Annotated in this window: 28 protein-coding genes and 1 riboswitch; of the genes, 11 read left to right on the forward strand and 17 right to left on the reverse strand. The window is 63.2% G+C overall.

The window, feature by feature from the left end; all coding sequences use genetic code 11:
* Nucleotides 1–22: 22 nt before the first annotated feature.
* Together trpS and FZI91_RS02985 are read right to left on the reverse strand one after the other, a co-directional pair.
* Nucleotides 23–1,048 (reverse strand): tryptophan--tRNA ligase, encoded by a 1,026-nt coding sequence (gene trpS, locus FZI91_RS02980; RefSeq protein WP_155937131.1) that lies wholly within the window; start codon nucleotides 1,046–1,048, stop codon nucleotides 23–25.
* Between the two features lie 62 nt (nucleotides 1,049–1,110).
* Nucleotides 1,111–1,938, reverse strand: coding sequence for an exodeoxyribonuclease III (locus FZI91_RS02985; RefSeq protein ID WP_155937132.1), 828 nt, complete (start codon nucleotides 1,936–1,938; stop codon nucleotides 1,111–1,113).
* A gap of 160 nt (nucleotides 1,939–2,098) precedes the next feature.
* On the opposite strand from FZI91_RS02985, the gene FZI91_RS02990 reads away from it, so the two are divergent.
* Nucleotides 2,099–2,977 carry an alpha/beta fold hydrolase gene (locus FZI91_RS02990; protein ID WP_155937133.1) on the forward strand — a complete coding sequence of 293 codons (879 nt, stop codon included), beginning with the start codon at nucleotides 2,099–2,101 and terminating at the stop codon, nucleotides 2,975–2,977.
* On the opposite strand, the gene FZI91_RS02995 is transcribed toward FZI91_RS02990, so the two are convergent.
* Both FZI91_RS02995 and FZI91_RS03000 read right to left on the reverse strand, forming a co-directional pair.
* A complete protein-coding gene (locus FZI91_RS02995) occupies nucleotides 2,974–3,585 on the reverse strand; it encodes a hypothetical protein (protein ID WP_155937134.1) in 612 nt (203 codons plus the stop codon). The two genes, FZI91_RS02990 and FZI91_RS02995, sit on opposite strands and share 4 nt — an antisense overlap.
* 102 nt (nucleotides 3,586–3,687) lie before the next feature.
* Nucleotides 3,688–5,925: an NADP-dependent isocitrate dehydrogenase gene (locus tag FZI91_RS03000; protein WP_155937135.1), complete on the reverse strand. Its 2,238-nt coding sequence runs from the start codon at nucleotides 5,923–5,925 to the stop codon at nucleotides 3,688–3,690.
* A 193-nt stretch (nucleotides 5,926–6,118) separates the two neighbouring features.
* Nucleotides 6,119–6,256: riboswitch (SAM riboswitch) on the forward strand.
* Nucleotides 6,257–6,384: 128 nt separating this feature from the next.
* Between FZI91_RS03000 and FZI91_RS03005 the strand changes: the two genes are divergently transcribed.
* From FZI91_RS03005 to FZI91_RS03020, 4 genes are all read left to right on the forward strand, one after another.
* A complete protein-coding gene (locus tag FZI91_RS03005) occupies nucleotides 6,385–7,713 on the forward strand; it encodes a bifunctional o-acetylhomoserine/o-acetylserine sulfhydrylase (protein ID WP_155937136.1) in 1,329 nt (442 codons plus the stop codon).
* 86 nt (nucleotides 7,714–7,799) lie between these two features.
* Nucleotides 7,800–8,897, forward strand: coding sequence for a homoserine O-acetyltransferase (locus FZI91_RS03010; protein WP_162525758.1), 1,098 nt, complete (start codon nucleotides 7,800–7,802; stop codon nucleotides 8,895–8,897).
* Nucleotides 8,898–8,920: 23 nt separating this feature from the next.
* Nucleotides 8,921–9,655 (forward strand): class I SAM-dependent methyltransferase, encoded by a 735-nt coding sequence (locus tag FZI91_RS03015; protein WP_155937138.1) that lies wholly within the window; start codon nucleotides 8,921–8,923, stop codon nucleotides 9,653–9,655.
* A 66-nt stretch (nucleotides 9,656–9,721) separates the two neighbouring features.
* Nucleotides 9,722–10,384 (forward strand): hypothetical protein, encoded by a 663-nt coding sequence (locus tag FZI91_RS03020; protein WP_162525708.1) that lies wholly within the window; start codon nucleotides 9,722–9,724, stop codon nucleotides 10,382–10,384.
* 3 nt (nucleotides 10,385–10,387) lie between these two features.
* On the opposite strand, the gene FZI91_RS03025 is transcribed toward FZI91_RS03020, so the two are convergent.
* Genes FZI91_RS03025 through FZI91_RS03035 form a run of 3 tightly spaced genes read right to left on the reverse strand, consistent with a single transcriptional unit; the run spans nucleotide 10,388 to nucleotide 12,265 of the window.
* Nucleotides 10,388–10,717 carry a DUF3017 domain-containing protein gene (locus FZI91_RS03025; RefSeq protein WP_162525707.1) on the reverse strand — a complete coding sequence of 110 codons (330 nt, stop codon included), beginning with the start codon at nucleotides 10,715–10,717 and terminating at the stop codon, nucleotides 10,388–10,390.
* The gene (locus FZI91_RS03030; RefSeq protein ID WP_162525706.1) at nucleotides 10,714–11,562 is read right to left on the reverse strand and encodes a bifunctional methylenetetrahydrofolate dehydrogenase/methenyltetrahydrofolate cyclohydrolase; all 849 of its coding nucleotides are present in this window, start codon (nucleotides 11,560–11,562) and stop codon (nucleotides 10,714–10,716) included. Before FZI91_RS03030 ends, FZI91_RS03025 begins: the two co-directional genes overlap by 4 nt.
* Before the next feature lie 52 nt (nucleotides 11,563–11,614).
* A complete protein-coding gene (locus FZI91_RS03035; protein WP_155937140.1) occupies nucleotides 11,615–12,265 on the reverse strand; it encodes a nitroreductase family protein in 651 nt (216 codons plus the stop codon).
* Between the two features lie 88 nt (nucleotides 12,266–12,353).
* On the opposite strand from FZI91_RS03035, the gene FZI91_RS03040 reads away from it, so the two are divergent.
* The 3 genes from FZI91_RS03040 to FZI91_RS03050 are packed head-to-tail and all read left to right on the forward strand — an operon-like array spanning nucleotide 12,354 to nucleotide 16,525.
* Nucleotides 12,354–13,523 (forward strand): NADH:flavin oxidoreductase, encoded by a 1,170-nt coding sequence (locus tag FZI91_RS03040; RefSeq protein ID WP_155937141.1) that lies wholly within the window; start codon nucleotides 12,354–12,356, stop codon nucleotides 13,521–13,523.
* 11 nt (nucleotides 13,524–13,534) lie between these two features.
* Nucleotides 13,535–13,876, forward strand: coding sequence for a hypothetical protein (locus FZI91_RS03045; protein WP_155937142.1), 342 nt, complete (start codon nucleotides 13,535–13,537; stop codon nucleotides 13,874–13,876).
* Between the two features lie 54 nt (nucleotides 13,877–13,930).
* Nucleotides 13,931–16,525 carry an ATP-binding cassette domain-containing protein gene (locus FZI91_RS03050; RefSeq protein WP_155937143.1) on the forward strand — a complete coding sequence of 865 codons (2,595 nt, stop codon included), beginning with the start codon at nucleotides 13,931–13,933 and terminating at the stop codon, nucleotides 16,523–16,525.
* 27 nt (nucleotides 16,526–16,552) lie between these two features.
* On the opposite strand, the gene FZI91_RS03055 is transcribed toward FZI91_RS03050, so the two are convergent.
* Genes FZI91_RS03055 through FZI91_RS03065 form a run of 3 tightly spaced genes read right to left on the reverse strand, consistent with a single transcriptional unit; the run spans nucleotide 16,553 to nucleotide 18,439 of the window.
* A complete protein-coding gene (locus FZI91_RS03055) occupies nucleotides 16,553–17,107 on the reverse strand; it encodes a pentapeptide repeat-containing protein (protein WP_155937144.1) in 555 nt (184 codons plus the stop codon).
* Between the two features lie 35 nt (nucleotides 17,108–17,142).
* Entirely contained in the window at nucleotides 17,143–17,493 is a 351-nt protein-coding gene (locus tag FZI91_RS03060) for a VOC family protein (RefSeq protein ID WP_155937767.1), read from the reverse strand.
* A 40-nt stretch (nucleotides 17,494–17,533) separates the two neighbouring features.
* On the reverse strand, nucleotides 17,534–18,439 hold the full coding sequence (locus tag FZI91_RS03065; protein ID WP_239001660.1) for an AraC family transcriptional regulator: 906 nt from the start codon (nucleotides 18,437–18,439) through the stop codon (nucleotides 17,534–17,536).
* 91 nt (nucleotides 18,440–18,530) lie between these two features.
* Between FZI91_RS03065 and FZI91_RS03070 the strand changes: the two genes are divergently transcribed.
* On the forward strand, nucleotides 18,531–18,767 hold the full coding sequence (locus tag FZI91_RS03070; RefSeq protein ID WP_155937145.1) for a hypothetical protein: 237 nt from the start codon (nucleotides 18,531–18,533) through the stop codon (nucleotides 18,765–18,767).
* Nucleotides 18,768–18,781: 14 nt separating this feature from the next.
* Here the strand turns inward: FZI91_RS03070 and FZI91_RS03075 are convergent, their stop codons facing one another.
* The gene (locus tag FZI91_RS03075) at nucleotides 18,782–19,177 is read right to left on the reverse strand and encodes a tautomerase family protein (protein WP_155937146.1); all 396 of its coding nucleotides are present in this window, start codon (nucleotides 19,175–19,177) and stop codon (nucleotides 18,782–18,784) included.
* A 100-nt stretch (nucleotides 19,178–19,277) separates the two neighbouring features.
* Complete coding sequence (locus FZI91_RS03080) at nucleotides 19,278–19,742, reverse strand: GNAT family N-acetyltransferase (protein ID WP_162525705.1); 465 nt, start codon at nucleotides 19,740–19,742, stop codon at nucleotides 19,278–19,280.
* Nucleotides 19,743–19,953: 211 nt separating this feature from the next.
* On the opposite strand from FZI91_RS03080, the gene FZI91_RS03085 reads away from it, so the two are divergent.
* Together FZI91_RS03085 and FZI91_RS03090 are read left to right on the forward strand one after the other, a co-directional pair.
* Nucleotides 19,954–20,619 carry a hypothetical protein gene (locus FZI91_RS03085; RefSeq protein ID WP_155937147.1) on the forward strand — a complete coding sequence of 222 codons (666 nt, stop codon included), beginning with the start codon at nucleotides 19,954–19,956 and terminating at the stop codon, nucleotides 20,617–20,619.
* Nucleotides 20,620–20,732: 113 nt separating this feature from the next.
* Entirely contained in the window at nucleotides 20,733–21,266 is a 534-nt protein-coding gene (locus FZI91_RS03090; RefSeq protein WP_155937148.1) for a hypothetical protein, read from the forward strand.
* Between the two features lie 288 nt (nucleotides 21,267–21,554).
* Here the strand turns inward: FZI91_RS03090 and FZI91_RS03095 are convergent, their stop codons facing one another.
* Genes FZI91_RS03095 through FZI91_RS03115 form a run of 5 tightly spaced genes read right to left on the reverse strand, consistent with a single transcriptional unit; the run spans nucleotide 21,555 to nucleotide 24,364 of the window.
* Nucleotides 21,555–21,884, reverse strand: a complete 330-nt coding sequence (locus FZI91_RS03095; protein WP_155937149.1) for a DUF4333 domain-containing protein — start codon at nucleotides 21,882–21,884, stop codon at nucleotides 21,555–21,557.
* A 12-nt stretch (nucleotides 21,885–21,896) separates the two neighbouring features.
* Nucleotides 21,897–22,175 carry a DUF4333 domain-containing protein gene (locus FZI91_RS03100; protein ID WP_309224067.1) on the reverse strand — a complete coding sequence of 93 codons (279 nt, stop codon included), beginning with the start codon at nucleotides 22,173–22,175 and terminating at the stop codon, nucleotides 21,897–21,899.
* A gap of 49 nt (nucleotides 22,176–22,224) precedes the next feature.
* Nucleotides 22,225–22,671 (reverse strand): hypothetical protein, encoded by a 447-nt coding sequence (locus FZI91_RS03105; protein WP_239001659.1) that lies wholly within the window; start codon nucleotides 22,669–22,671, stop codon nucleotides 22,225–22,227.
* 1 nt (nucleotide 22,672) lies between these two features.
* Nucleotides 22,673–24,049: a hypothetical protein gene (locus FZI91_RS03110; protein ID WP_155937150.1), complete on the reverse strand. Its 1,377-nt coding sequence runs from the start codon at nucleotides 24,047–24,049 to the stop codon at nucleotides 22,673–22,675.
* A 9-nt stretch (nucleotides 24,050–24,058) separates the two neighbouring features.
* Nucleotides 24,059–24,364, reverse strand: coding sequence for a hypothetical protein (locus FZI91_RS03115; protein ID WP_155937151.1), 306 nt, complete (start codon nucleotides 24,362–24,364; stop codon nucleotides 24,059–24,061).
* Nucleotides 24,365–24,699: the final 335 nt, after the last annotated feature.

A 24,699-nucleotide genomic window follows, 5' to 3' on the forward strand; every position in this document is an offset into this window, starting at 1 on the left:
CGCTCACCGCCTCTGCTATTCGCTACCTCGCGGGCCGGACAAACCCTATCCGGTCGTAGACCTCGGTGAGCGTCTTCTCTGCCAGCTCCCTGGCGCGTTCGGCGCCCGCGGACAGAATGTCATCGAGTGCCGCGGTATCGGTGAGCAGGTCGTTCACCCTGTCGCGCACCGGCGCGACGAACTCCACGAGCGCCTCGGCCGTGTCCTTCTTCAGATCCCCGTAACCCCGGCCCGCATACCCGTCGACAAGGGCGTCGATATCGGCACCGGTGAGTGCCGATTGGATGCTCAGCAGGTTCGAGATACCCGGCTTGTTCTCACGGTCGAAACGAATCTCCCGATCACTGTCGGTCTGCGCCGACCGAATCTTCTTGGCGGACACCGCCGGATCGTCGAGCAGATTGATCAATCCCGTCGGAGCCGACGCAGACTTACTCATCTTCACCGTCGGGTCTTGCAAATCGTAGATCCGGGCCGCATTCTTCGGCACGAACGTCTCGGGCAGCACGAAGGTCTCGCCGTAGCGACCGTTGAAACGCTGAGCCACATCGCGCGTGAGTTCCAGATGCTGACGCTGATCATCGCCCACCGGAACCAGATTGGTCTGATACAGCAGGATGTCGGCGGCCATCAACACCGGATAGGTGAACAGCCCGACGGTGGTGGCATCGGTCCCCTGCTTGGCCGACTTGTCCTTGAACTGCGTCATCCGCGACGCCTCGCCGTAGCCGGTGAGACATCCCAGCACCCAAGCCAATTCGGTGTGTGCGGGCACGTGACTCTGCACGAAGATGGTGCTCTCGGCCGAGTCGATGCCCAGCGCGATGTACTGCGCGACCACGGCCCGGGTACGCCGCCGCAGTTCCTCGGGATCCTGCGCCACGGTGATGGCGTGCAGATCTACGACGCAGAACAACGCCTCGTACTCGCGCTGCAGGCGCACCCACTGCTGCACCGCACCCAGCACATTTCCGAGGTGAAGGGAATCGGCGGTGGGTTGGATCCCGGAGAAGAGCCGCGCGGGATGTGCGGTATCAGCAGTCGTCATGGTGCATCCATCCTGGCATGACCGGTCAACGCGATTACTCGCCGATTGCCCCGTGGACCGCGCTACCGGGTCCGGTACTCCACCGTCACCGGCGCATGATCGGACCAACGCAGCGCATACAAGTCGGCCCGATCGACCCGCGCTGCGTATGCACGCCGCCCGAGATCGGCGGTGGCGAGGTGATAGTCGATACGCCAGCCCGCGTCGTTGTCGAAGGCCTTTCCGCGCCAAGACCACCAGCTGTAGGGCCCGTCGACATCCGGGTGCAGCACCCGAAAGCTGTCGACCCACCCGGCGTCCAGCAGCGAGCCGATCCACGCCCGCTCCTCCGGCAGGAAACCGGCCTTCTTCTGGTTTGCCTTCCACGCCTTGATGTCTCGTTCGGTGTGCCCAATGTTCCAGTCGCCGCAGATCACCGCGTCACGGTCGTGAGCGGCCAACTGCGTCATCCTCGCGCCGACGGCCGCCATGAAGCGCTCCTTCTCCTCCTGGCGCTCCGTACCGGCTTCTCCAGTGGGCACATAGATGCTCGCCACGGTGAGGTCGCCGATCTCGGCCTCCAGGTATCGGCCGGACCCGTCGAACTCACCGCCGTCCGCGTCCAACGTCACCTTGGTGGAGGCGGCAGGAACTCGGCTGAGGATCCCCACGCCGCTGCGGCCCTTCACGTTCGACGGGGCATTCACCACGTGCCATCCGGCGGCCAGCGCCGGGGCCAGCGCCTCGTGGAGTTGCTCCTCCTCTGCACGGACCTCCTGCAAGCAGACGATGTCGGAGGTCGTCTGCTCAAGCCAGGGCAACAGACCCCGGTTCTCGGCCGACCGCTCCTTGACCGCGGCACGAATGCCGTTGACGTTGATGGTGGTGACGGTGATCTTCTCGGCGCTCATCAGCCGCTGACCCTAGCTGAGCGCTCTGACAGTGATGAGCCGCCAGGGCGAAGAACATCCCACAGTGATGAGCCGCCAAGGCGAAGAACATCGAGCACGGTAAGTTGACGCAAAAGTCGGTAATGTCAACGCCGCTGTTGACACTATGAGGAGGACCCGCATGTTGGAAGCCGTCTTGTCGAAGTCATCGAACAAGCGGGCGCCCATCGAGATGGGCGAGGGCGAGCCCATCCTGCTGCTGCATCCGTTCATGCTGTCGCAGTCGGTGTGGGAGACCGTCGCCGAGCAGCTTGCCGACGCCGGCTACGAGGTGTTCGCGCCCACGTATCCCGGTCACAACGGCGGTGGCCCGATGCCCAAGCTGCCCGCGTTCTCCCAACGTTCCATCGACGTCTACCTGGATCAGCTCGAACAGATCATGGACCAGAAGGGCTGGGAAACAGCCCATCTGGTGGGCAACTCGCTGGGTGGATGGATCGCTCTGGGTCTGGCGCAGCGCGGCCGGGCCCGCAGCGTGACGGCGATCGCCCCTGCCGGCGGCTGGACCAAGTACTCGGCACTCAAGGCGGAGATCGTGGTGAAGTTCGCGGCCATGGCACCCTGGCTGGTGTTCTCGCGAATTTTCGGACGTCGCGCGTCGGGCCTGCCATTCGTGAAGTTGGCCACCGCCCGCGCCCTGTGCGGAGAGACCGAAGCACTGAGCCTGCCGGACTTCCACAGCATCTTCGAGGACATCACGCACTGCCCGGCCTACTTCCCGTCGCTGACGTCGATCCTGCCCGCCCCGGGCCTGCAGCACCTCAACACCATCTCGGTGCCTGCACAGCTCGTGCTGTGCGAGAAGGACGAGATCGTGCCGGCGGGCCGCTTCGGGAAACTCATCAGCCAGGGCCTGCCCGCCGACGCGCGACGCATCACCCTCAAGGGCAAGGGACACGTGCCCATGTTCGAAGCGCCCGGCCAGGTCACCGAGGTCATCACCGACCTGATCGACCCGCTGATCGCCGCCAAGCGCAGCGCAGCTTCCGACGCCAGCTAGGCATCGCGGAACGGCTGTGCGAGCACCTCGGCCGCGCGCCGCCACTTCGCCGGGCTGGCACGACTCCCGATCAAGTCGACGAGTTCAACTGAGATGCCTTCGTCGCGACCGGCATACCGCAACAGGGCGTTCGCGGCGTGGTACCTGACGAAGTAGTCGGGGTCGCGAGCCACCGCCTGGCCGAGCGACTGCACAAGATGCCCCGTCGGGGTCAAGAAGGCGAGCGCGATCGCCGCATCGAGCCGATCGTCACGACTGTCGGCGGTTTTCAGCACCGACAAGATCAGCTCGGCCGCGGCAGGCTCGTCGCCGGTCAGCGCCAACAGGGCCTGTCCCACTGATACCCGGAATCGCCCTGCGGAATTGGGTACAGCCTTGCCAACGAGGTCCACGAACTGCGTCTGTGCAAGGCCGAGGCGGGCGAGCTCGGCAATCGAGAGGGCAGCGACGTAGTCTTCGTCGGCGATGCCGATCGCGAGCATTGTTGCCACATCTTCGGAGTCGGCGTTGAAACGCACGAGCAGGCCATCAAAGTAGACGCCATTTCGCCAGATCTCGTGAGAATCCCCGAACACCTGCTCGCGCCAGGCCCACCAGCGGGGATTCATCCGCCTCCTCGGGTCGGACTGGTAACGCTAATGTCGACTTTCCGGGCAAATGTGCGGGTACACCGCCCAGAAAGTCGACATTCGGCGTAAGGAATTCAGCGGCTAGACCTCGACGGACGCCAGCACGGCGTTGAAGGTCGCGCTCGGGCGCATCGCCGCGGTGATCTTCGCCGGGTCCGGCTGGTAGTACCCACCGATGTCCACGGGACCGCCCTGTACGGAGTTGAGTTCGGCGACAATCGCGTCCTCGTTCTCCACCAGCTGCTTGGCCAGCGGTGCGAACAGCTCCGCCAGCTCAATGTCCTCGGTCTGCGCAGCGAGTTCTGCCGCCCAGTACAGCGCGAGGTAGAACTGGCTGCCGCGGTTATCGAGCTCACCGGTCTTGCGCGACGGGCTCTTGTCGTTCTCCAGCAGCTTTCCGGTCGCGGCGTCCAGCGTGGTGGCAAGGATCTTGGCGCGCGCGTTCTGAGTCTTGATGCCCAGGTCCTCAAGGCTGACAGCCAGGGCCAGGAACTCACCCAGCGAGTCCCACCGCAGGTGGTTTTCCTCCACCAGCTGGCTGACGTGCTTGGGCGCCGAGCCTCCGGCCCCGGTCTCATACAACCCGCCACCGGCCATCAGCGGCACGATGGAGAGCATCTTGGCGCTGGTGCCCAACTCCAAAATCGGGAACAGGTCGGTGAGGTAGTCGCGCAGGATGTTGCCTGTCGCTGAGATCGTGTCCAGTCCACGGATCACCCGCTCCATGGTGTACCGAATCGCCCATACCTGCGGCATGATCTGAATCTCGAGGCCCTCGGTGTCGTGGTCCTTGAGGTAGGTCTTGACCTTCTTGCGCAGCTCGTTCTCGTGCGGGCGCTCGGTGTCGAGCCAGAACACCACCGTCATACCGGATTCCCGCGCACGGTTAACGGCCAGCTTGACCCAGTCCTTGATCGCCGCGTCCCTGACGACCGGCATGCGCCAGATGTCGCCGGCCTCCACGTTCTGGCTCAGCAGCACCTCGCCGGTGTCGATGTCGATGATGTCGGCGACGCCGGGCTCGGTGATCTCAAAGGTCTTGTCGTGGCTGCCGTACTCCTCGGCCTTCTGCGCCATGAGACCCACATTGGGCACGGTGCCCATGGTGGTCGGATCGAACTGCCCGTGGGTCTTAACGAAGTTGATCATCTCCTGGTAGATCCGGGAGAAGGTGGACTCCGGGTTCACGGCCTTGGTGTCCTTGAGCTTGCCGTCGGCGCCGTACATCTTGCCGCCGGCGCGGATCATCGCCGGCATCGAGGCGTCCACGATCACGTCGCTGGGCGAGTGAAAGTTCGAGATGCCCTTGGCCGAATCCACCATCGCCAGCTCGGGCCGGTGCTCGTGACAGGCATGCAGGTCGCGGATAATCTCCTCGTGCTGCGATGCTGGCAGCGCCTCGATCTTGCTGTAGAGGTCTGACATGCCGTTATTGACGTTCACGCCCAGCTCATCGAACAGCTCCTGGTGCTTAGCGAAGGCGTCCTTGTAGAAGATCTTCACCGCGTGGCCGAAGACGATGGGATGGCTGACGCGCATCATGGTCGCCTTGACGTGCAGGGAGAGCATCACGCCGGTCTTATAGGCGTCCTCGATCTGCTCTTCGTAGAAGTCGCAGAGCGCCTTCTTGCTCATGAACATGCTGTCGATGATGTCGCCCTCGCCCAGCTTCACCTCGGCCTTGAGCACGGTGGTCTCGCCATTGGTGGTCGTCAGCACCATCTTGACCTTGCGGGCGCGATCCAGCGTCAGCGACTTCTCACCGTGGTAAAAGTCACCTTCCTTCATGGTCGCGACGTGGGTGCGCGACGCCTGCGACCACTTGCCCATGCTGTGCGGATGCTTGCGCGCGTACTCCTTTACCGCACGCGGCGCACGACGGTCCGAGTTACCCTCGCGTAGAACGGGGTTCACGGCGCTACCGAGACACTTGGTGTATCGCGCCAAGATGTCCTTCTCTTCGTCGTTCTTCGGGTCTTCGGGATAGTCGGGCAGCTGGTAGCCCTTACCCTGCAGTTCCTTGATGGCGTTCAGCAGCTGCGGCACCGACGCGCTGATGTTCGGCAGCTTGATGATGTTGGTCTCGGGCAGTTGCGTCAGCTTGCCCAACGCGGCCAGGTTGTCGGGCACCCGCTGGTCTTCGGGAAGGAGGTCGGCGAACTCAGAGAGAATGCGCGCGGCGACGGAGATATCGCTGGTTTGGACGTCGATACCGGCGGGTCCGGCGAAGGCCCGGATGATCGGCAAGAAGGAGTACGTCGCGAGTAGCGGCGCCTCGTCTGTCAGCGTGTAGATGATGGTCGGCTGCTGCGCACTCATGGTCACTCCCGGCATCGTTGATCGGACTTGTTGGTCGGTCAAAATCTCAGGTACCCCGTGGGTCACACGGATGCCCTATTCAGTATCACGTCGCCTCCGAGCCTAGGCGGGCGGACGGGCCGTGACCGCGCTCCCCCTGACGGCCCAGCAACCTGGTGGCAACCATTCGGTGAATTGCGATACGCTGCTCAATGGTCATGAGTACCAGCGTCAAGCCCCGGCTCGCTGGTCGGCAACCCTCCAACCGCGGTGGGGTGCCCCGGGTGATTGACCAGGTTGAGTAGCCGACTGGGTTTTTGAAGGACAGTTGGCCACACGGCAAGCGCGGGTCCGATGGCGGGCCCCGAGAAGACAGGTTGGCCCGATGAAGTGTGTGTCAGTCAGGGGTAGTTCCCTGCATTCCTGTTGTCGGTGTTGTTCCCGACGCTGACCTAACACACGACGACCCCAGGAGCTCCCATGACTGATATCGACCCCACCGCTACGTGGGCCTTTGAAACCAAGCAGATCCACGCGGGCCAGTCCGCCGATACGGCAACCAATGCCCGCGCGCTGCCGATTTACCAGACCACTTCCTACGTCTTCAACGACACAGCGCACGCCGCGGCGCTGTTCGGGCTGTCCGAAGAGGGCAACATCTACACGCGGATCATGAACCCGACGCAGGACGTTGTGGAGAAACGCATCGCGGCCCTCGAGGGGGGCGTCGCCGCCCTGCTGCTGGCTTCCGGGCAGGCCGCCGAAACCCTGGCCATTCTCAACGTTGCGCAGGCCGGCGATCACATCGTGTCCAGCCCCCGGCTCTACGGCGGCACCTACAACCTGCTGCACTACACGCTGCCACGCCTGGGCATCTCGACCACCTTCGTCGATGACCCCGACGATTTGGACTCCTGGCGCCGCGCTATCACCCCGCAGACCAAGGCGTTCTTCGCGGAGTCAATCTCTAACCCGCAGAACGACATTCTCGATATCCCCGGCCTGTCCGCGGTCGCGCATTCCGAGGGCATCCCGCTCATCGTCGACAACACCGTCGCCACGCCCTACTTGATCCAACCGCTGACACACGGCGCCGACATCGTCGTGCATTCGGCCACTAAATACCTTGGTGGACACGGCAATGCGATCGGCGGCGTGATCGTCGACGGCGGCACATTCGACTGGACGCAGGGCCGCCACCCCGGCTTCACGACGCCGGACCCGAGCTACCACGGGGCGGTCTTCGCCGATCTGGGCGCACCGGCATATGCGCTCAAGGCGCGCGTGCAGCTGCTGCGCGACCTCGGTCCCGCCATCTCACCGTTCAACGCGTTCCTCATCGCGCAGGGGCTAGAGACGTTAAGCCTGCGCGTGCAGCGCCATGTGGAAAATGCTGAACGCGTCGCAACCTACCTCGTTGCTCAGCCCGAGGTCACCGGCGTCAACTACGCGGGCCTGCCCACCTCCCCCTGGCACGAGCGCGCGAAGGTGCTGGCCCCCAAGGGCGCCGGTGCCGTGCTCGCCTTCGAGCTCGACGGCGGAGCCGAGGCAGCCACCACCTTCGTCGACGCGCTCAGCCTGCACAGCCACGTCGCCAACATCGGTGATGTGCGCTCGCTGGTCATCCACCCCGCGAGCACGACACATGCACAGCTCTCACCCGCCGAACAGGTGGCCTCCGGCGTCACCCCCGGGCTCGTCCGGTTGGCCGTCGGAATCGAAGGCATCGATGACATCCTGGCCGACCTCGACGCCGGATTCGCCGCGGTGCGGCGACTCAAACAGTCCGCGGCGGTGGCATCATTGTGACCTTGACCGACGATCTTCGCGCAAGCGGCTCATCCGCCGACCAGCAGCTTCCCGCTCCCAACGTCGCTCTCCCCCAGGGTGACGAGATCGCCTATGTGCCAATAGGTTCGGTCACGCTGGAAAGCGGTGCTGTGGTCGACGACGTGACCATCGCGGTGCAGAGCTGGGGAGAACTGTCACCGCGTCGCGACAACGTGGTGTTCGTATGCCACGCCCTCACCGCCGACTCGCATGTGGTCGGACCGGCCGGGCCCGAGCACATCACCGGCGGCTGGTGGGAAGGAATCATCGGCCCGGGAGCGGCCATCGACACCGATCACTGGTGTGCAGTCGCCACCAACGTGTTGGGCGGCTGCCGAGGTTCAACCGGTCCGACTTCGGTTGCCGCGGACGGAAAGCCGTGGGGCTCGCGATTCCCCGAGGTGTCGGTGCGCGATCAAGTGAGCACCGATGTCGCGGCACTCGCGCAGCTCGGCATCACCGAGGTCGCCGCCGTCGTCGGCGGTTCGATGGGTGGCGCACGCGCACTGGAATGGGCTGTCATGTACCCAGATTCGGTGCGCGCGGCCCTGGTGTTGGCGGTCGGCGCGCGCGCAACAGGCGATCAGATCGGCACACAAAACACACAGATCGCCGCCGTCCAGGCCGACCCCGACTGGCAGAACGGTGACTACCACGGCAGTGGCCGTAGCCCCCTGAAGGGACTGAACCTGGCCCGGCGGATCGCACACCTGACCTACCGCGGCGAGGTCGAACTGGACACCCGGTTCGGGAACGACCCGCAGGTGGGACCGGATGGATCCGAGGATCCCTGGGCGGGTGGCCGGTACGCGGTACAGAGCTACCTCGAACATCAGGGCGACAAGTTCGTGCGGCGCTTCGATGCCGGCAGTTACGTCATCCTGACCGAGGCACTCAATCGGCACGACGTCGGACGCGGCCGTGGCGGTGTCGCGGAGGCGCTGCGCGGCTGCCCGGTCCCGGTGGTCGTCGGAGGCATCACCTCCGACCGCTTGTACCCACTTCGGCTGCAGGAGGAATTAGCCGACCTGCTGCCCGGTTGTACCGGCTTGCGGGTAGTGGAATCAGTGCACGGCCATGACGCGTTCCTCATCGAGTTCGACGCGGTGAGTGAACTGGTGCGGGAAACCCTCGCACTCGCCAAGGCAACACAGGCTTCGTAAACACCGAACTAGAGGGAGCGCGAATGCCCGACGCACAAGCTGAGCGATCGCTTTCCTTCGGTTCGCAGGCCGCGGCCTACGAGCGGGGCCGTCCCTCGTATCCGCCTGAGGCAATCGACTGGCTGCTACCGGCGGGTGCCCGCGACGTGCTGGATCTGGGTGCCGGGACCGGCAAGCTCACCACCCGTCTGGTGGAACGCGGATTGAACGTGATTGCGGTGGATCCGCTCGCGGAAATGCTTGAGGTACTGAGCCAGTCACTCCCCGATACCCCCGCGCTACTGGGTACCGCCGAGGAGATTCCACTACCCGATAACAGCGTGGATGCCGTATTGGTGGCGCAGGCCTGGCACTGGGTGGACCCGGAACGCGCGATTCCCGAAGTCGCCCGGGTGCTGCGCCCCGGCGGCCGGCTGGGATTGATCTGGAACACCCGAGACGAACGGCTGGGCTGGGTGGCCGATCTCGGCAAGATTATCGGCAGCGAGGATGACCCCTTCAACCACACTGTCAATCTGCCCGCACCGTTCACCGGGCAGGAGCGCCACCAGGTCGAGTGGACGAGTTACCTTACCCCGCAAGCACTTCTGGACATGGTCGCCTCACGCAGCTACTGCATCACAGCCCCCGAGGCCGCCCGAAAGAAGACGCTGCAGCAGGTTCGGGGACTGCTCACCACCCATCCCGCGCTGGCGCAATCGGCGGGTCTGGCGCTGCCCTACGTCACGGTAAGTATCCGCGCGACGCTGGACCAATAGTCGCTCCCATCCTCGGGTGCCTCGATTCACAGGGACATTCAGAAAGACACCCGCTACGGTGTACCCGTGCGTACGGATCGCCGTCTCCTCGCAGCCCTCGTTGTCGCCACCTTCCTGCCTGCAGCACTTGCCGGCTGCGGGTCATCGAAAGACGCTAAGACCGAGTCTGAGCCCACCAGCAGCGCGCCCGAGCAGCGGCATACTCGGCAGTACATCCCCGAATTGGGCGTCTATGTGACCGTCCCGAACGACTGGGTGGCCTTCGCCGACGGCGTGCACAACAACAAGGGCCTGACGACCTATCAGATCCGACCGAAATGGGAATCGTCCGAATTCGCGCAGTACGTGCGCATCCGCAAGCTGACGCCCTCCGAAGACAGCACAGCCGCACCCGAAGTGAAGGGCTGGTTGGCGTCGTCGAACTCCGATGCGGTAAGCGATTTCGTCAAGACCCGAAAAACGAAAGTCACTGCGGACAAGCGAGATTCGTGGGACGGCCCCAACCTACCCGGCGCCTCGGCAAGCCTGGAGTTGGAGAAGCCCGCAGCCGCCGAAGGCAAGCCGCCGGTATCCGCGACGCCGAAGATCTACGTCGCGTTCGTCGGCCAGGGCGACCAGCGATGGCAGATTGCCACAAGTAACTCCGGCAGCCCGAGCGGGGAACCATCCGAGCAGTTCCTGGGCGAGCAGGCCGACGCCATCGCACGATCGGTACAACTGCTCAAGTAGCGCCTAGCCGGTACCTAGCGGATCGATCGTCAGCGCCAGATAGATCATCGCCGCCGCAACGGTGCTGAGGGCCGCGACGTCAAAGGTCTTGCCGCGTACCACCAATAGGCCCGCGGTGTCATCGGAGAGCACCAACCTCAGTGCCGCGGCGACTCCCACCGCGATACCCACGACGAGCGCTCCGCGCCGCCAACGGTCGGCGATCACCAATCCCAGCGCCACCAGAAACACCGCCGAGACCACCAGGATCGGCCACTGTTGACGGGCAAATCGGCGGACGGCATCGAGGGCCGACGCGAACACGTCGCGTGTGGTGCGCGAGGAGACCGTCACAAACGTTCCGCCCGCTCGATCACGTTGGTGAGCAAGAAGGCTCGGGTCAACGGCCCCACCCCACCGGGATTCGGCGAGACGTATCCGGCAACATCCCAGACGTCCTCGGCCACATCACCGGTCAGCTTGTCGTCGACGCGGCTGACACCCACGTCGATCACAGCGGCACCCGGCTTAACCATGTCCGCGGTCACCATGTGTGGCACGCCGGCTGCCGCGACGATGATGTCGGCCTGCCGTGTCAACGCGGCCAGGTCACGGGTTCCGGTGTGGCACAGGGTGACTGTCGCGTTTTCCGAGCGCCGGGTCAACAGCAGACCGAGGGGGCGCCCCACCGTGACGCCACGACCGATCACCACAACATGCGCACCGTCGAGCCTCACGTCGTAACGACGCAGCAGATGCACGATCCCGCGAGGCGTGCACGGAAGTGGAGCCTTCTTGCCTAGTACCAGTCGCCCCAGGTTGGTCGGATGCAGACCATCGGCGTCCTTGTCGGGATCGATGCGTTCCAGCGCTTCGTTCTCGTCCAATCGGCCCCGCGGCAGCGGCAACTGCACGATGTATCCGGTGCAGTCCGGGTTGGCGTTCAGCTCGTCGATGGTGGCGTTCAATGTGGCCTGATCGATATCGGCGGGCAGGTCCCGGCGCAACGAGTTGATGCCCACCTTGGCGCAGTCGTTGTGCTTGCCGCGGACGTAGGCCTGCGAACCAGGGTCGTCCCCAACCAGGACCGTTCCCAGGCCCGGCGTCTTGCCCGCCGCCGTCAGCGCCGCGGCGCGGGCAGTGAGGTCGACGAAAATCTCGTCGCGGGTGGCCTTGCCGTCAAGTCGAGTCGCCGTCACACGCCCAGTATTCCTGGGCTGGCTGCTCTTCACGCAAGCGGCTCATCGCCCCTCACCAATGGTCCCAGTGCAGGACGTCGGCGAGCGGCTGGCGCTTGGCAAGCTTGAAGTCGGTCCCGACGGTGTAGGCGATCGGGAACAGCCCGCCCTGAGTGACCCGCTCGAACGGGATTCCCAGGATGTCCGCGGTGCGCTTCTCGCCGTCGTCCATCAGGTGCAACGTCGTCCAAGCCGAGCCCAGCCCGCGGTTGCGCGCGGCCAGCATGAAGCTCCATACCGCCGGCAGCAATGACCCCCAGGTCGACGCGGCACCGACCACGGGCAGGTTGTCGAGCCGTCCCTCGATGCAGGGAATGAGAAACAGCGGCGCACGCTCAAAGTTCTCCGCGAGATAGCCCGCAGAGTCCACCACCTTGTCGCGGCGCTCGCCCCGGGTGTCGCCCTCGGCATACTCGGGGCCCTGGCCGGTGGCGTATTTGTTCCAGCCCTCGCGGTAGATATCGGCAATGGCCTTCTTCTTCGCGTCGTCCTCGACGATGACGAAGTGCCAGCCCTGATGGTTGGAGCCGGTCGGGGCCTGCATCGCGATGTTCAGACATTCCTCGACGACCGCACGTTCGACGGGCCTGTCGAAATCGAGGCGCTTGCGCACCGAGCGGGTGGTGTTCAGAACTTCGTCGGCCGACAGATTCAGGGAGGTCATCAAATGAACGTACATCCCTCGGAGTCCGCGAAAATATGAGTGCGCATCCAGAATTTACGGGCGCCCGTCACGGCGTAATCTCCGGCACATGGCTATCGGAGCTCATGACGTGTTGGCGCCCGCGCGACTGGGCCCCGTCACGCTGCGCAACCGGACGATCAAGGCCGCGACCTTCGAGGCCGCCAGCCCCGACGCCGTGGTGACCGACGATCTCATCGAGTATCACCGCAAGCCCGCACTGGGTGGTGTCGGCATGACCACCGTCGCCTATTGCGCCGTCGCCCCCGAGGGCCGTACCGAGTACGGCCAGGTCTGGATGCGCGAAGAAGCCCTGCCCGGGCTGCGACGCCTCACCGACGCCATCCACGACACCGGTGCCGCGGTTTCGGCCCAGATCGGACATGCCGGGCCGGTCGCCAACGCCCGGTCCAACGGGTCGCCGGCGCTCTCCCCGATCCGGTTCTTCAACCCGCTCGGGATGAAATTCGCCCGCCGGGCCAGCGCCTCCGATATCGATGGCGTGGTTGCCGCCCACGCCAACGCCGCACGCCTGGCGATCGAGGCCGGATTCGACGCCGTCGAAATCCATTTGGGCCACGGATATTTCGTGAGCTCCTTCCTAAGCCCGCTGTTCAACCGGCGCCGCGACGAGTACGGCGGATCGCTGGCCAATCGGGCCAAGATCGCGCGCGCAGTGGTTCAAGCGGTACGCAAGGTCGCCGGTGACCGGCTGGCCGTGACCGCGAAACTGACCATGGCGGACGGTATCCGGGGTGGCATCACCGTTGACGAATCTCTGCAGACCGCGAAGTGGCTACAAGAGGACGGCGGCCTGGACGCGCTGGAACTCACCGCGGGCAGCTCCCTGGTCAACCCCATGTACCTGTTCCGCGGCGACGTCCCCATCCGCGAGCTCGCGAAGGGCTTCCCTAAACCGATGGGATGGGGTGTGCGGCTTACCGGGAAGAAATTCTTCCGGTCCTACCCCTACCGCGACGCGTTCCTACTCGACGATGCCAGGAAGTTCCGCGCGGAACTGGACATGCCGCTGATCCTGCTGGGCGGCATCACCGGCGGGGAGACGATGGATATGGCGATGGCCGAGGGCTTCGAGTTCGTGGCGATGGGTCGGGCGCTGCTGGCCGACCCGGATCTGGTGAACCGCGTAGCGGCCGATCGGGCGAGCCATTCGCGGTGCACGCACTGCAATCAGTGCATGGCAACAATCTTCAGCAGAACCCACTGCGTCCTGACCTAGCATTTCCCGATATGGGATATCCGACCGAGCCGCCGCCATTGAGGAGGCCGGCAGGACGCCGGCCGGGGCTTGTCGAGTCCCTTCTCAGTTGGACCGCGTGGCTGCTGGTGAGCGCGGCGGCCCTGATAACGGGGTTTGCCTCGATCTTCCCGGTCGGCTTTTCAGGCGCCTACCCCGACCAAGCAGAAGCCGCCGGGACCGTCTTCGGCTGGGCATTACTTACCCTGCTGGCGTGCCTGATCGCCCCGGTGGTCATGGGGATAGGACACTGGCGTCACTGGCACATCTGGTGCTGGCCGGCGGTGTGTGCTGCGGCGCTCGCCTGGACCCTCTACCTCCTGCATAGCCTGTAATCCTCCGGCGCGGGAAGACTGGCCACTCGCTGTGAACCGATAGAGTCGGTAGCGATGACTGGTCGGGAAGCACCTACTCTCACCGTGTCTTTCGACGGCGACGAACGAAAATTCGCCCCGGGACACGACATTCACATCGGCCGCGATATCCACGCCGACGTACGGATCACGCACCCCTTGGTGTCGCGCATCCACCTGATAATCAGGTTCGTCGACGGTAAATGGGTCGCCGAGGACCAACGCAGTCTCAACGGCATCTTCGTCAACGGCCGCCAGGTCGGTTGGGTGGAGGTGCGCGACGACACCGTCGTCAACATCGGCGACCCGGGCGGCCCGCGGCTGACCTTCGCTCTCGGCGGCCTTGGCAGCGAGACACAACTGGGGATCGCTCCCCCGACCATGCGCGGTTATGCGTCGGGTCCGCAGCAAGGGTCGTACACGGGCACACAACAGCAGGGCGGCGGAACCCAGCCGTATCAAAGCGCGCAGCAGCACTACCCCACCGGCGGCTACCAGTCCGGTCCGCAGACCTATGGGCAGCCCCCCCAGAGCACAGGCCAGCAGCATCCCTACGGCGCTCCGCCGTCCAGCCCGCAGACGTACGGAACCTCCGGGCCCACCCGCCCGCGCCAGCAGTACCCGTCGGAGCCCACCCCAATACCCGCCGCGCACGCCGGCGAGTCGGTGGAGCCGTTCGGTACCCGCGCAATGCGGGCACTGGGCATCGGCGGCGGCGCACCGAAACCGTCACCCGGCGCCATCACCGTGGGCCGCGCACCCGATAACACCATCGTCGTCAACGACGTGCTGGCCTCGCGGCACCATGCCTTGTTGCTTCCGAGCGCCGGCGGCCTGGAGATCCAGGACCTGCACACCATCAATGGCACCTTCGTCAACGGTGTACAGGTCGAACAGGCAACTGTGCGCGAGGGTGACACCGTCACCATCGGTAACGTCGACCTCGTCGTCCAGGACGGGACGCTCGTCAAACCGACGACGGCCGCCCGGGTCGGCGGGCTCGAGGTGCAGGGCATCGACTTCACCGTCGAGGGCGGCAAGAAGCTGCTCGACAACATCAGCTTCTCCGCAGGTCCCGGGTCGCTCACCGCGGTCATCGGCCCGTCGGGCGCAGGCAAGTCCACCCTGGCCCGCCTGATCGTCGGTAACACCCAACCCTCGGCGGGCAAGGTGTCCTTCGAGGGCCATGGGGTGCACGCCGAATACGCCGTAATGCGAAACCGCATCGGCATGGTGCCGCAGGACGATGTGGTGCATCCGCAGCTGACCGTCAGCCAGGCGTTGCATTACGCCGCCGAGCTGCGGCTGCCGCCGGACACCACTAAGGAAGACCGCGAACAGGTGGTGTCCCGGGTCCTCGAGGAACTCGAGATGACCAAGCACGCCGAGACCCGCGTCGACAAGCTCTCGGGTGGACAGCGCAAGCGCGCCTCGGTGGCCATGGAGCTGCTCACCGGACCGTCACTGCTGATCCTCGACGAGCCCACCTCCGGCCTGGATCCAGCGCTGGACCGCCAGGTGATGAGCCTGATGCGCCAGCTCGCCGACGCCGGTCGCGTCGTGGTGGTGGTGACGCACTCGCTGACGTATCTGAGCTACTGCGACCAGGTCCTGCTGCTGGCGCCCGGCGGCAAGACCGCGTACTGCGGCCCGCCGCGCGGAATCAACCAGGAGATGGGCACCACCGACTGGGCCGATATCTTCGCCAACGCCGCGGCCGACCCCGACGGCGTGCATCAGGCGTATTTGACCCGGCACCCAGCCGCGAACAACCCCGTAACGGCGGCAACCAAGCCCGGCGACCTGGGCAAGCCACCCAAGACCAGCCTGCTGCGGCAGGTTTCGACGGTGGCACGCCGCCAGGGGCGGCTGATCCTCGCCGATCGCGGGTACTTCATCTTCCTGGCACTGTTGCCGTTCGTGCTTGCCGGACTGGTGCTGTCGGTACCCGGCAGCGCCGGATTCAATGTCGCGCTGCCCGACAACCCCAACGAGCCGGGGCTGCTGCTGGCGCTGACGAACCTCGGTGCGAGCTTCCTGGGTCTGGCGCTGACCATCCGCGACCTGATTGGCGAACGGGTGATCTTCCGTCGCGAGCAGGCGGTGGGCCTGTCGGCGACGGCATATCTGCTCGCCAAGATCATCACGTACTGCGGGGCCGCGATCGTGCAGTCCGCGGTCATGACGGCCGTCATCGTGATCGTCCGCGGTGGACCGACGCAGGGCGCGGTACTGCTCGGGAACGCGAACCTCGAGCTGTGGGTGGCCGTCGCGGCGACTGCCTGCGCGGCCACCGTCCTGGGCTTGGTGTTGTCCTCGCTGGCCACCTCCGCCGAGCAGGTGATGCCCATGCTGGTGATCGCCACCATGACGCAAATCGTGTTCAGCGGCGGCCTCATCCCGGTGACCGGACGTGCGGGGCTGGAACAGTTCTCGTTCCTGTTCCCCTCACGTTGGGGCTTCGCGGCGACGGCGTCAACCACCGACCTACGCAAGCTGGTGCCGGTGGGTCCGCAGGACAGCCTGTGGGATCACAACGCCTCAACGTGGCTGTTCGACATGGGCATCCTGGCACTGCTCGCCGTGGTGATGGCGGCGTTCGTGCGCTGGCGCATCCGCCTCAAGGGCTAGATTCTTTCGTCTGCGCCAAGAAGCGCGTCAGGCCCCGTGCACATCCAGTCCGTGCGCAGCGGCAAACGCGATGGCCTGCGGCAGATCGACTTTCGCTGCGACCAGGCTCGCGGTGGTCCACAATGTCGGGTCGACCCTGGCCCCCCGTAGATCGGCACCGTCAAGCTTGAGGTTCTGCGTGCGTGCACCCGTGAGGTCGGCGCCGTGCAGGTTCGCCTTGCGCAGATCGGTGCCCACCAAATTGGCCTCGCGGAAGCGGCAATCCGACAGATCCAGCTCGCGCAGATCGAGCCCACCGAGGGAGCACAGCGTGAAATCGGATTCGGTGAACTTCGCCGGCCGCACTCGGCAGTCGGTAATCGAAGAGCCGAGCAGACTGCACTGACGGAACTCCGAATGCCACAAGGATGTGCGACGAAAAGTGCAGTTCCGGAAGGCAGAGCCGATATGCAGCGACTCGGTGAGATTGGCTCCGCTGAAATCGCATTCGGTGAAAACCACACGCTCGGTGTGTAGCTCGCGGAAGTCTTCGTCGTAGAAGGTTTCCCCGGTGATCTCGCGGTCAGTCCAGTGCTCGGCCATGACTGACATCATGCCGGGCAAGTCCGACGGATGGCTCAGACGAAGCTGCTGGAGCGCTGATGTAGCCCGAATCGCACGCCCTGGTCGTCCTTGCAAAAGGCGAAACGTCCGAAGCCCGGTTCTTCCGGTCCGGGGTCCTCGGCGTCACCGCCGAGTTCGCGAACGGTCAAGACAGCTGCGTCGATGTCGGGGACACCAAAGAATATGTCGATCCGGCGGTCTTCATCGTCGCTGTGCAGGCCGCCATTGACGCCACCCGTTTCGAGCCACGCCTGCCCACCCTCGCCCATCGCATGTGGTGTCCAGCCCAAGAGCCCCTGGTAGAACTTCTGGGCGCGTACCGCGTCGGGCACCCCGATCTCAAAAAATGTCGGCTCGCCAGTCATCGTGATTCCTCTCCGCCGGAAGTGCTTGATGGCAGCGACGTTAGGCCCGCGAATCACCCTCGTCTTGTACAAATGTTTCGCGAATACCCGGATCACGCATGCCGAGCAGGTCCTCGTACTGCAGCGCGACCAACTCCCCCGGTGAGCACCCCGCGAACATCCGAAAATCTCGGTTGAAGTGCGACTGGTCAAAGTAGCCGCACGCCAACGCGATCGAGGCGAGCGATCTGTGACCCGGCGCAGTCAGCAGCGTCATTGCCCGACCAAAACGAAGCACACGTGCGGTCGCCTTAGGAGTCAGGCCGACTTGGCTGCGGAAGCGATTCGCCAACCGAGCACGACTCCAACCGGTCTCGGTCACAATCTCGCCGACGGTCGCGGTGCCATTGGTGTGACTCAGCCGACGCCAGGCCAAGGCCACCTCGGGGTCGGGCTCTGGGCCATTGGCCGCCGCACTCGTCAACATCGAATCCAACAGGTCGAACCGGTGGGCCCAATCAGGTTCAGCAGCAAGGCGCTCAGGCAGTCGACGCCCCTCTTCGCCGAACAGATCTTCGAGGCTGACCGCACGATTACTGATTTCGTTCATTGGCAGCCCAGTTATCCGATACATCCCCAGCGGCGTCAGCTGCACCTCAAGACAGTGCTGCACACCCGAATGCAAAGTAGCCGTGGGCCCCTGGCACGCACCCGCCCCGAACGACTGCCACATCCGTGGAGACCGTGTGTCCGCCGCATCGGTAACGAGCAGCGGATCACCGAATTCCACGATGAGCACCGGGTCGACGCCGGCGACCTCGCAGCGGTCGACGGGTTTGTCGGAGGACTCGCGAAACTCGGTGTATCCGCGCGCGATCCCGGCCAGCGTGACGTCGGCAGGTCGGGTCACCGACTCCCAAGCAGCTTCCTCGGCGGTCCCGCACTCATAAGTCGGCGGGCTGCTCATGGCTCCATCGTGCCCCACCACAGGGAGCAGGGATACTGCTCTTCATGTTTCGCCTCCTGTTTCGTGAACCCCGTATCGCCCCGCACTGAATATGAAAGCTCCAGATACGGACTTCTACCTAGCCGTGATGGCGGCGGTCAGCGGCGGCATCTTGATCTTGATTGAGCCGGACGGAAGTTCCCGCCAGAAGTGGCTCTACTGGGCAGTCGCTCCGATGGTCGCCGCCATATGCACCGCGCTGGCAACCACGAGCATTCCCTTGAGCCTCGGCGCGGGTGTGGCCGTACTTTTCCTCGCTGCCGTGGGCTATCTCCGGTACAAAACCTAGGGCGCGCTCGACCTTCAGACGTTGACCTTGAAACCCAGGTCCACATCGCAGGCGGCCTGACCACCGCGCACTCCCCAGTTCTCTGCCGCGCTCTCCCGTAGCACGATCGTGACATGATCCGGCGGTATCCCCAGGGAGGCAAAACGTTTCACAATCCCGGCGTAGAGGTTGCGTTTCGCTTCTATCGATCTGCCTGCGAAACAGTCGATGGAGACGAAGGTGTACAGCTCTGGCTTCTCCAGATTCGGGGCGTGCGAGAACCTATGAGGTTTGTGCGCGACCAACCGGACATGCTTGTCTCCCGGCGGGATCTCAAAAGCGCACACAAGCGCGTCGTGGACCGCATCGATGAGTGCGACCTCTTCGGTCTCTGTGTAGACCCGACGAACCTCGACAACTGAACTGGGCATGCCGTGGATCATCACATGTTGACATCGCCCAACCCAGCGGATTTCACACCCGCCGCTTTCGAACACGGCGCGACTCACCACTGCTCTGGACGATCCCGGGCTAGCGGATAAGCAAGGTCATGAAGGTGCTGTTGGGGTCCTCGACGTAGGAGCCGAAGGGGCCACACTCAGTAAACCCGTGCTTACGGTAAAACGCCCGAGCCGGAGCGAAGAAGTCCATACTGCCGGTCTCCAACGAAACCCGGCACACGCCACCGCTCCTAGCGTCATTGAGGGCATGCAGAAGCAGCATGGAGGCGATGCCTTGGCCCCGCCGCCGCGGATCAGTCCGCATGCTCTTGAGCTCTTCGTGCTGTCCAGAGATCCTCGCCAGCGCAACGGTTCCGACCAGATCTGGCCCGTCCCAGGCAACCCACATTCGGACTCCGGAATCCTGCAGGCCCACAGCATCTAGGGCGTGCTGACTATCTCGCGGCGCGGTCGGCGCGATGTCGTCCAGGTGGGCCTGCAAAAACACCAGGAGTGCGGCGTCCTGGAAATCTGCCACAGCGATCGAGAGGGCCACGCTCAGTTCTCCATCATGTTCGCTTGCCAACCGTCATCGCCCGTTAAACCATAATGGTTCCGTGTTCCGCATCCTTTCCCATGAGCCGAACATCCCTTTCCGCTGAACCCATGACACCGCACCGCCAATAGCTATGAGACATCCGGAGTTATCGGGCTAGTGCACCCAGTCCATCTCGTCTTCGCCGTGCTTATCCCCGTAGATTTTGACCGTGAGCACACTCTCGGAACTTCTTACCGCACCGAGCCTGTGGCTTGGCGCTTCAGTCGGCGGCCTGCTTTCGGCGATCATTGCGGGGTACTTCGCGCGGAGCAATACAAGGGACAGCGATGAGCGTAAAGCTAAGGCCGAACGCGAACGGATCGACAAAGATGCTGTCCTAGACGCAGCCGTTCAATACATCTCAACGTGTAGCGAGGTTCAGATGGCCGCATTGCACTATGAGGCCGGTCTCCTCCCCGACGTCCCCACGGACAAAAATGAAGCAGGTATCTACCGCCTCAACATGGCTGTGAACCTGGGTAATCAGGTTAAGGCTGCCCGGTTTCGGCTTGAAATGCTGGCGCCGCGCTCGGTTCTTTTGACCGCATATCCTCTGTCTACAGCCACACAGGATGAGATAGTTGCGTCGTTTTCCGGCGACGGGGACCAAGACGGCATAGATGTCTTCATGGGGTGCATGGATAGCTTTGTGGCCGCTGTGCGGGAGTATCTCAACAAGGAATCAGTGACAACGGCTGAGATTCAGTCCGCGTACGCCACGTCTCGAATAGTTCGCGACCGCCTGCAGCAAGAGCGAGGTTCGATCAATGACACAGGTCAGCCCCCAAGCGACGACCACGGACCGTGGGACTGGCCCTTCCGTCGACAGAGATAGGACTTGTTGCAAGATAATTAGGTGTTCCGCATCCTTTCCACGAGTCAAACATCACTATCTGCTGAACACTCGAATGCACCCTGCCGACCGTTCGAAACCCCTAATCTGGGGCCATGGCGTGGTGGGCGACAACATTTCAGCTCGTAGGCACAGCCATCGCCGTGGGTGGGCTGCTGTGGGCTTACGCGAGGGCAACACGATTCTGGGATGAGAAATGGCCGCACTTCCGTGACCGACTGTTGAAGCTCACGTATTCCCTAGGCCAAAAACGCCCGGAGGTTACGGGGACAATGAATACGACGCTGAAACCAATGGACGGCAACCTTGGACTGCAGGGCTTCGCTCCTATTGTCAGAATCCGAAATGCATCCCTGGCGGACCGGCTAACGGCCCTGGAAGACAGGTTGAAGCGGCTACTGGATCAGGATTTACCCCCGATCCAAAAGGGTATGAGTGCCCTCAAGGGCGAGATAACGGACGTTCGGTCGCTCGCAAAATCAGAAGCTGAGAGTGCGCTCGCGGCTGCGCGGGCTGACGTCGCTGCACTAGCGAGAGACCTCGACCGCACTCAGACACTGGACCTTCGATGCGCTGCACTCGGCCTATTCATCTCGGGTATTGGAACATTTCTTCAGTACTGGGCTTGATCTAAAACATAAGACCTAGTACCTACTGATCACGTAATGGGTGTGTGCAGTCCTCCGAGAGCCGTTGTGACGTCTCGGCTCTCCCTCGATGTTCCAACGCTCACCGCGCCACTCGATGGCCGACTGGGCACCTAGCTCAGGCTGCTAATTGACCAGCCGGAGCCGGTAACTGCTATAGGCGCGGAACCCAACGTCCTGTTGCTCGGTAGACGTACCGAAGGGCTGTATTGCGGCTCTAGCCGCTGGACGAGAATCCGCCTAGGTAGCACACCAGAATTGTCGAACGGCCTATGCGGACTTGTTCGTGGGTTTGGCATCCACGTCAACGTCGAAAGCGATCTTGCCACCGTTGACCGAGGTTGTCGTGGTCGTCACTCCGAACAATTCGCCTTTGTGGTTGGTGACCCAGCACCGTTGCTTAGCACCCTTTTCCCCGCGTAGCGGGCCGTCACACTTAGAGGAGGTGGCTGTCTCGCCGGTCTTATCTCGTAAGGCGTCAGTAACACCGGTCGCTAGCTTGTCTTTCTCTATCTCCGGTGTGCCGATGTCCACGCTGACGTTACAGCCGGTGAGCATGAGGGCACCCACGGTCAGTACCGATCCAATTATCGCCTTCACGTGCTCTCCCGGCTAGTTGGATGTCTGTTCAACGGTGTACGTGAACTTGATGTCTTCGCCGTTGACCGATGTCGTCTTGACCACTACGTCATAGTGGATACCCTCGTCGTCTATGACCTTGCATTTCTGGGTCGCGTCCATCGTGCCGTCAAGCGGCCCTTCGCAATCCACCTTTTTCAGCACGATGTTCTGCTTCTGCTTAGCCGCGTCCGCAAGGCCCTTCTCTAGCTTGGCCTGCGAGATCTGCTGCACCTTCTCGGTGTCCTTCTTGGTGTCTCCGGAGAACGTCACGTGACACCCCGAAAGCGACAGCGCCAGAAGTGCGGCACCAATTGCTAAGCTAGCCTTCATCATTCACCACTTCCAAGGTCTTCAGGAATGCCCCGAACTCGGGTTTCACTAGATCATACTGGGCATGCGGGCAACTGAATAACAGCTCAAGGACGTAGGACCGGCCATCTGCCGTGTCCACGGTGGTGTACAGCCGGGAGCCCCGAGCTAGAACGAAACCCTCGATGAACTCTAGGTCTTGTCCGTACTGTGAAACCGGCCTGTATGAGATGTATTCCGCCCGTGTGACTTTCGCTTTCAACTGTTCCGCGTCCCGTTGCGCGTAGTTTCCGAGGTTCAGGTTGGTTCCGTCTACGAACCGCTCCCTAACGACGATGCGCGGAGATGGGGATGCAGGATCGCGGACGTACACGGCTACGGCCATGGGATCGTCGGGCGGTATTGGTGTCCATCCTTCCGGTGGCGCACCGTTCACTTTGATCTTGTATTTCGACATCTCAATTCATGACCCAGTTGAAGAGCTGTCCCATCTTGGTGCCCACGAACACAGGATCAACGGTCACTTCAAAACCGGGCTTAGCTCCGAGCCCCCACGCATACCCCCAGCTGCCGCCGACTTTCCATTTGTGGTCTTCGGTCTCAGCGAATGTCAAGTGACCACCGGCTCCTGCACCGGCATACTCATCCACTCCGACTTTGACCGTTACCGGCTCGCTGTTGTAGCTGAGTTCCTGCCCTGTATGTAGGCCAGCATTTCCGCCACCGCCGAAGGTCATGCCGCTATTTCCTGTTGCCCCCGCGTTGCCGTACTCTTCGACACCGGCGTTTCCGAATATCTTGGCCTCTACTCGACCGGCGCTTCCGTCATTGCCGAGATCCCAATGAATATTCCCGTTGTTGTCGATTAGGTATGCACCGGCATGTTCGTTGCCTGTTATGCCGCCCTGCTTGACCTGCGCGTCGGCTCCTGCTTTGTACCCCAGTTGGTCTGAGGTCAGTTCATAGTCGCCACCCAAGAAGTGGCCTTTGTGCTCCCAATGATTGACCTGGTCCTGCTTCTCGCCGGTCTCACCTTTCCAGACGGTGGGGCCTTTCGGATCTTCGATCTTCGTATAGCTTCCGAACTTGCCCTTTTTGCTGGTACCTATCGGCGTCTCATGCGTACCGGATTCGCCCTTATCTACACCCTTGCCAGTGGTGGTTCCTAGTTCCTTGTCTTTCTTTAGAACTTCCTGGTCGGGGATCGGAACCTTGTCGAAAAGGCCAGCGGCCTTCGTCTCTCCTGTAGCTTCTGGTTTGCCGTCCGGGTTCAGCTTGAATTCCTTGACCGATCTCGGGCTGACCTTGCCCCCGGTGCCTCCGTTGATGACGTTCGCAAAATCCACGTCCACCATCTCGCCGGCCTTCAGCGCCGTGGCGATGCGCTGATTTAGTCGACGTACCTTGGCTTCGACTTTCTCCAAAGTCTTTGCGTCGTCGGGGTTTTTCGGGTTCAAACTCCCGATCCACTGGGGGATGTTCACCCGGTTCATAGCGAGATCAACGTCCATCGACGGCTCACCGTTGTCGCTGCCGTTGGCGTCCGCGACTATGTTCTTGATGCCTTTCGCTACGTCAGTAGCTTCATTCCAGACCTGCCTTGCCTGGGCGGCCAGCTTCAAATTGTCTTCCGCGGACCCGCGAGAAGTTGATTCGTGCCTACCGGACGCGTCCCGTGCGGCGTCCCCTGCCGCCCCCTGCCATGTGGAGGTCTCCTTGAGGCGGCGCATGACTTCTGCGTTTTCTTCGCTCGATCGACCACGTTGAACTATCGCCTTGCTGACATCGGCCACCGCGTTGGGATAATCAAGCAGTTCTTGAAGTGAATGTGCCACCTGCTACCCCTATCTCACCGCGTGGTTCAGGTTGGTGGCGTTCTTACCTTCCTGCTCCAGATATTTGGCGAGCGAGCCTCGGTGGTTCTGTGCGTGTTCGACCTGCTCGGTGTCCATCTGAGCGGTCTCCCTCTCCCAATCGGAAAGCCGACCGGCGAGAGCAGCAGCCGCAGCACCGCCCCCGAGGCCACGAGCGGACTGCGACAGGGCGAGGTGTGCAGCATCGTGCGCCTCGCGGAGCCCGGTCGCAGCCGACTCAATCTGACCGGCATGATCATGAAGTTCGTACGGATCGAACTCAAACTTCTGCGGCATCGCTGGACCTCCCACCCGACGAAGTGACGACCGTCACCTAGTTTGCCGAGAGCCTAGCACTGGAGCTGGCTGACTGGCTTAATGTCGTTCGCCATTCTCCACGACAGCCCTACTTCTACTTACCCTCGCCATATTCACCTCTAGCTCTTCTGGAGTATGGATCTCGGAATGCATGACACCGGCATTGGACTGGGACCGCTTGCCCTCTGACCCGGTGATGCTCGCTGCGAACGTGATCCCAGACTTCGACTGTCGTTCAGCCACTTCCCTAGCTCCGAGGTGTCAAACGGATCGATAGAGCCGGATACATCTAGATCTTCTGCCCACCCAATTAC

The sequence above is a fragment of the Mycobacteroides sp. CBMA 271 genome, from assembly GCF_009729205.1.
In the GTDB taxonomy this organism is placed as follows: Bacteria; Actinomycetota; Actinomycetes; order Mycobacteriales; family Mycobacteriaceae; genus Mycobacterium.

What these genes read in the sequence shown, in the direction of transcription:
- trpS (WP_155937131.1), bottom strand. Translation starts at nt 1,048, where the DNA reads ATGACGACTGCTGATACCGCACATCCCGCGCGGCTCTTCTCCGGGATC.
- FZI91_RS02985 (WP_155937132.1), bottom strand. Translation starts at nt 1,938, where the DNA reads ATGAGCGCCGAGAAGATCACCGTCACCACCATCAACGTCAACGGCATT.
- FZI91_RS02990 (WP_155937133.1), top strand. Translation starts at nt 2,099, where the DNA reads ATGTTGGAAGCCGTCTTGTCGAAGTCATCGAACAAGCGGGCGCCCATC.
- FZI91_RS02995 (WP_155937134.1), bottom strand. Translation starts at nt 3,585, where the DNA reads ATGAATCCCCGCTGGTGGGCCTGGCGCGAGCAGGTGTTCGGGGATTCT.
- FZI91_RS03000 (WP_155937135.1), bottom strand. Translation starts at nt 5,925, where the DNA reads ATGAGTGCGCAGCAGCCGACCATCATCTACACGCTGACAGACGAGGCG.
- FZI91_RS03005 (WP_155937136.1), top strand. Translation starts at nt 6,385, where the DNA reads ATGACTGATATCGACCCCACCGCTACGTGGGCCTTTGAAACCAAGCAG.
- FZI91_RS03015 (WP_155937138.1), top strand. Translation starts at nt 8,921, where the DNA reads ATGCCCGACGCACAAGCTGAGCGATCGCTTTCCTTCGGTTCGCAGGCC.
- FZI91_RS03035 (WP_155937140.1), bottom strand. Translation starts at nt 12,265, where the DNA reads ATGACCTCCCTGAATCTGTCGGCCGACGAAGTTCTGAACACCACCCGC.
- FZI91_RS03040 (WP_155937141.1), top strand. Translation starts at nt 12,354, where the DNA reads ATGGCTATCGGAGCTCATGACGTGTTGGCGCCCGCGCGACTGGGCCCC.
- FZI91_RS03045 (WP_155937142.1), top strand. Translation starts at nt 13,535, where the DNA reads ATGGGATATCCGACCGAGCCGCCGCCATTGAGGAGGCCGGCAGGACGC.
- FZI91_RS03050 (WP_155937143.1), top strand. Translation starts at nt 13,931, where the DNA reads ATGACTGGTCGGGAAGCACCTACTCTCACCGTGTCTTTCGACGGCGAC.
- FZI91_RS03055 (WP_155937144.1), bottom strand. Translation starts at nt 17,107, where the DNA reads ATGGCCGAGCACTGGACTGACCGCGAGATCACCGGGGAAACCTTCTAC.
- FZI91_RS03060 (WP_155937767.1), bottom strand. Translation starts at nt 17,493, where the DNA reads ATGACTGGCGAGCCGACATTTTTTGAGATCGGGGTGCCCGACGCGGTA.
- FZI91_RS03065 (WP_239001660.1), bottom strand. Translation starts at nt 18,439, where the DNA reads ATGAGCAGCCCGCCGACTTATGAGTGCGGGACCGCCGAGGAAGCTGCT.
- FZI91_RS03070 (WP_155937145.1), top strand. Translation starts at nt 18,531, where the DNA reads ATGAAAGCTCCAGATACGGACTTCTACCTAGCCGTGATGGCGGCGGTC.
- FZI91_RS03075 (WP_155937146.1), bottom strand. Translation starts at nt 19,177, where the DNA reads ATGCCCAGTTCAGTTGTCGAGGTTCGTCGGGTCTACACAGAGACCGAA.
- FZI91_RS03090 (WP_155937148.1), top strand. Translation starts at nt 20,733, where the DNA reads ATGGCGTGGTGGGCGACAACATTTCAGCTCGTAGGCACAGCCATCGCC.
- FZI91_RS03105 (WP_239001659.1), bottom strand. Translation starts at nt 22,671, where the DNA reads ATGTCGAAATACAAGATCAAAGTGAACGGTGCGCCACCGGAAGGATGG.
- FZI91_RS03115 (WP_155937151.1), bottom strand. Translation starts at nt 24,364, where the DNA reads ATGCCGCAGAAGTTTGAGTTCGATCCGTACGAACTTCATGATCATGCC.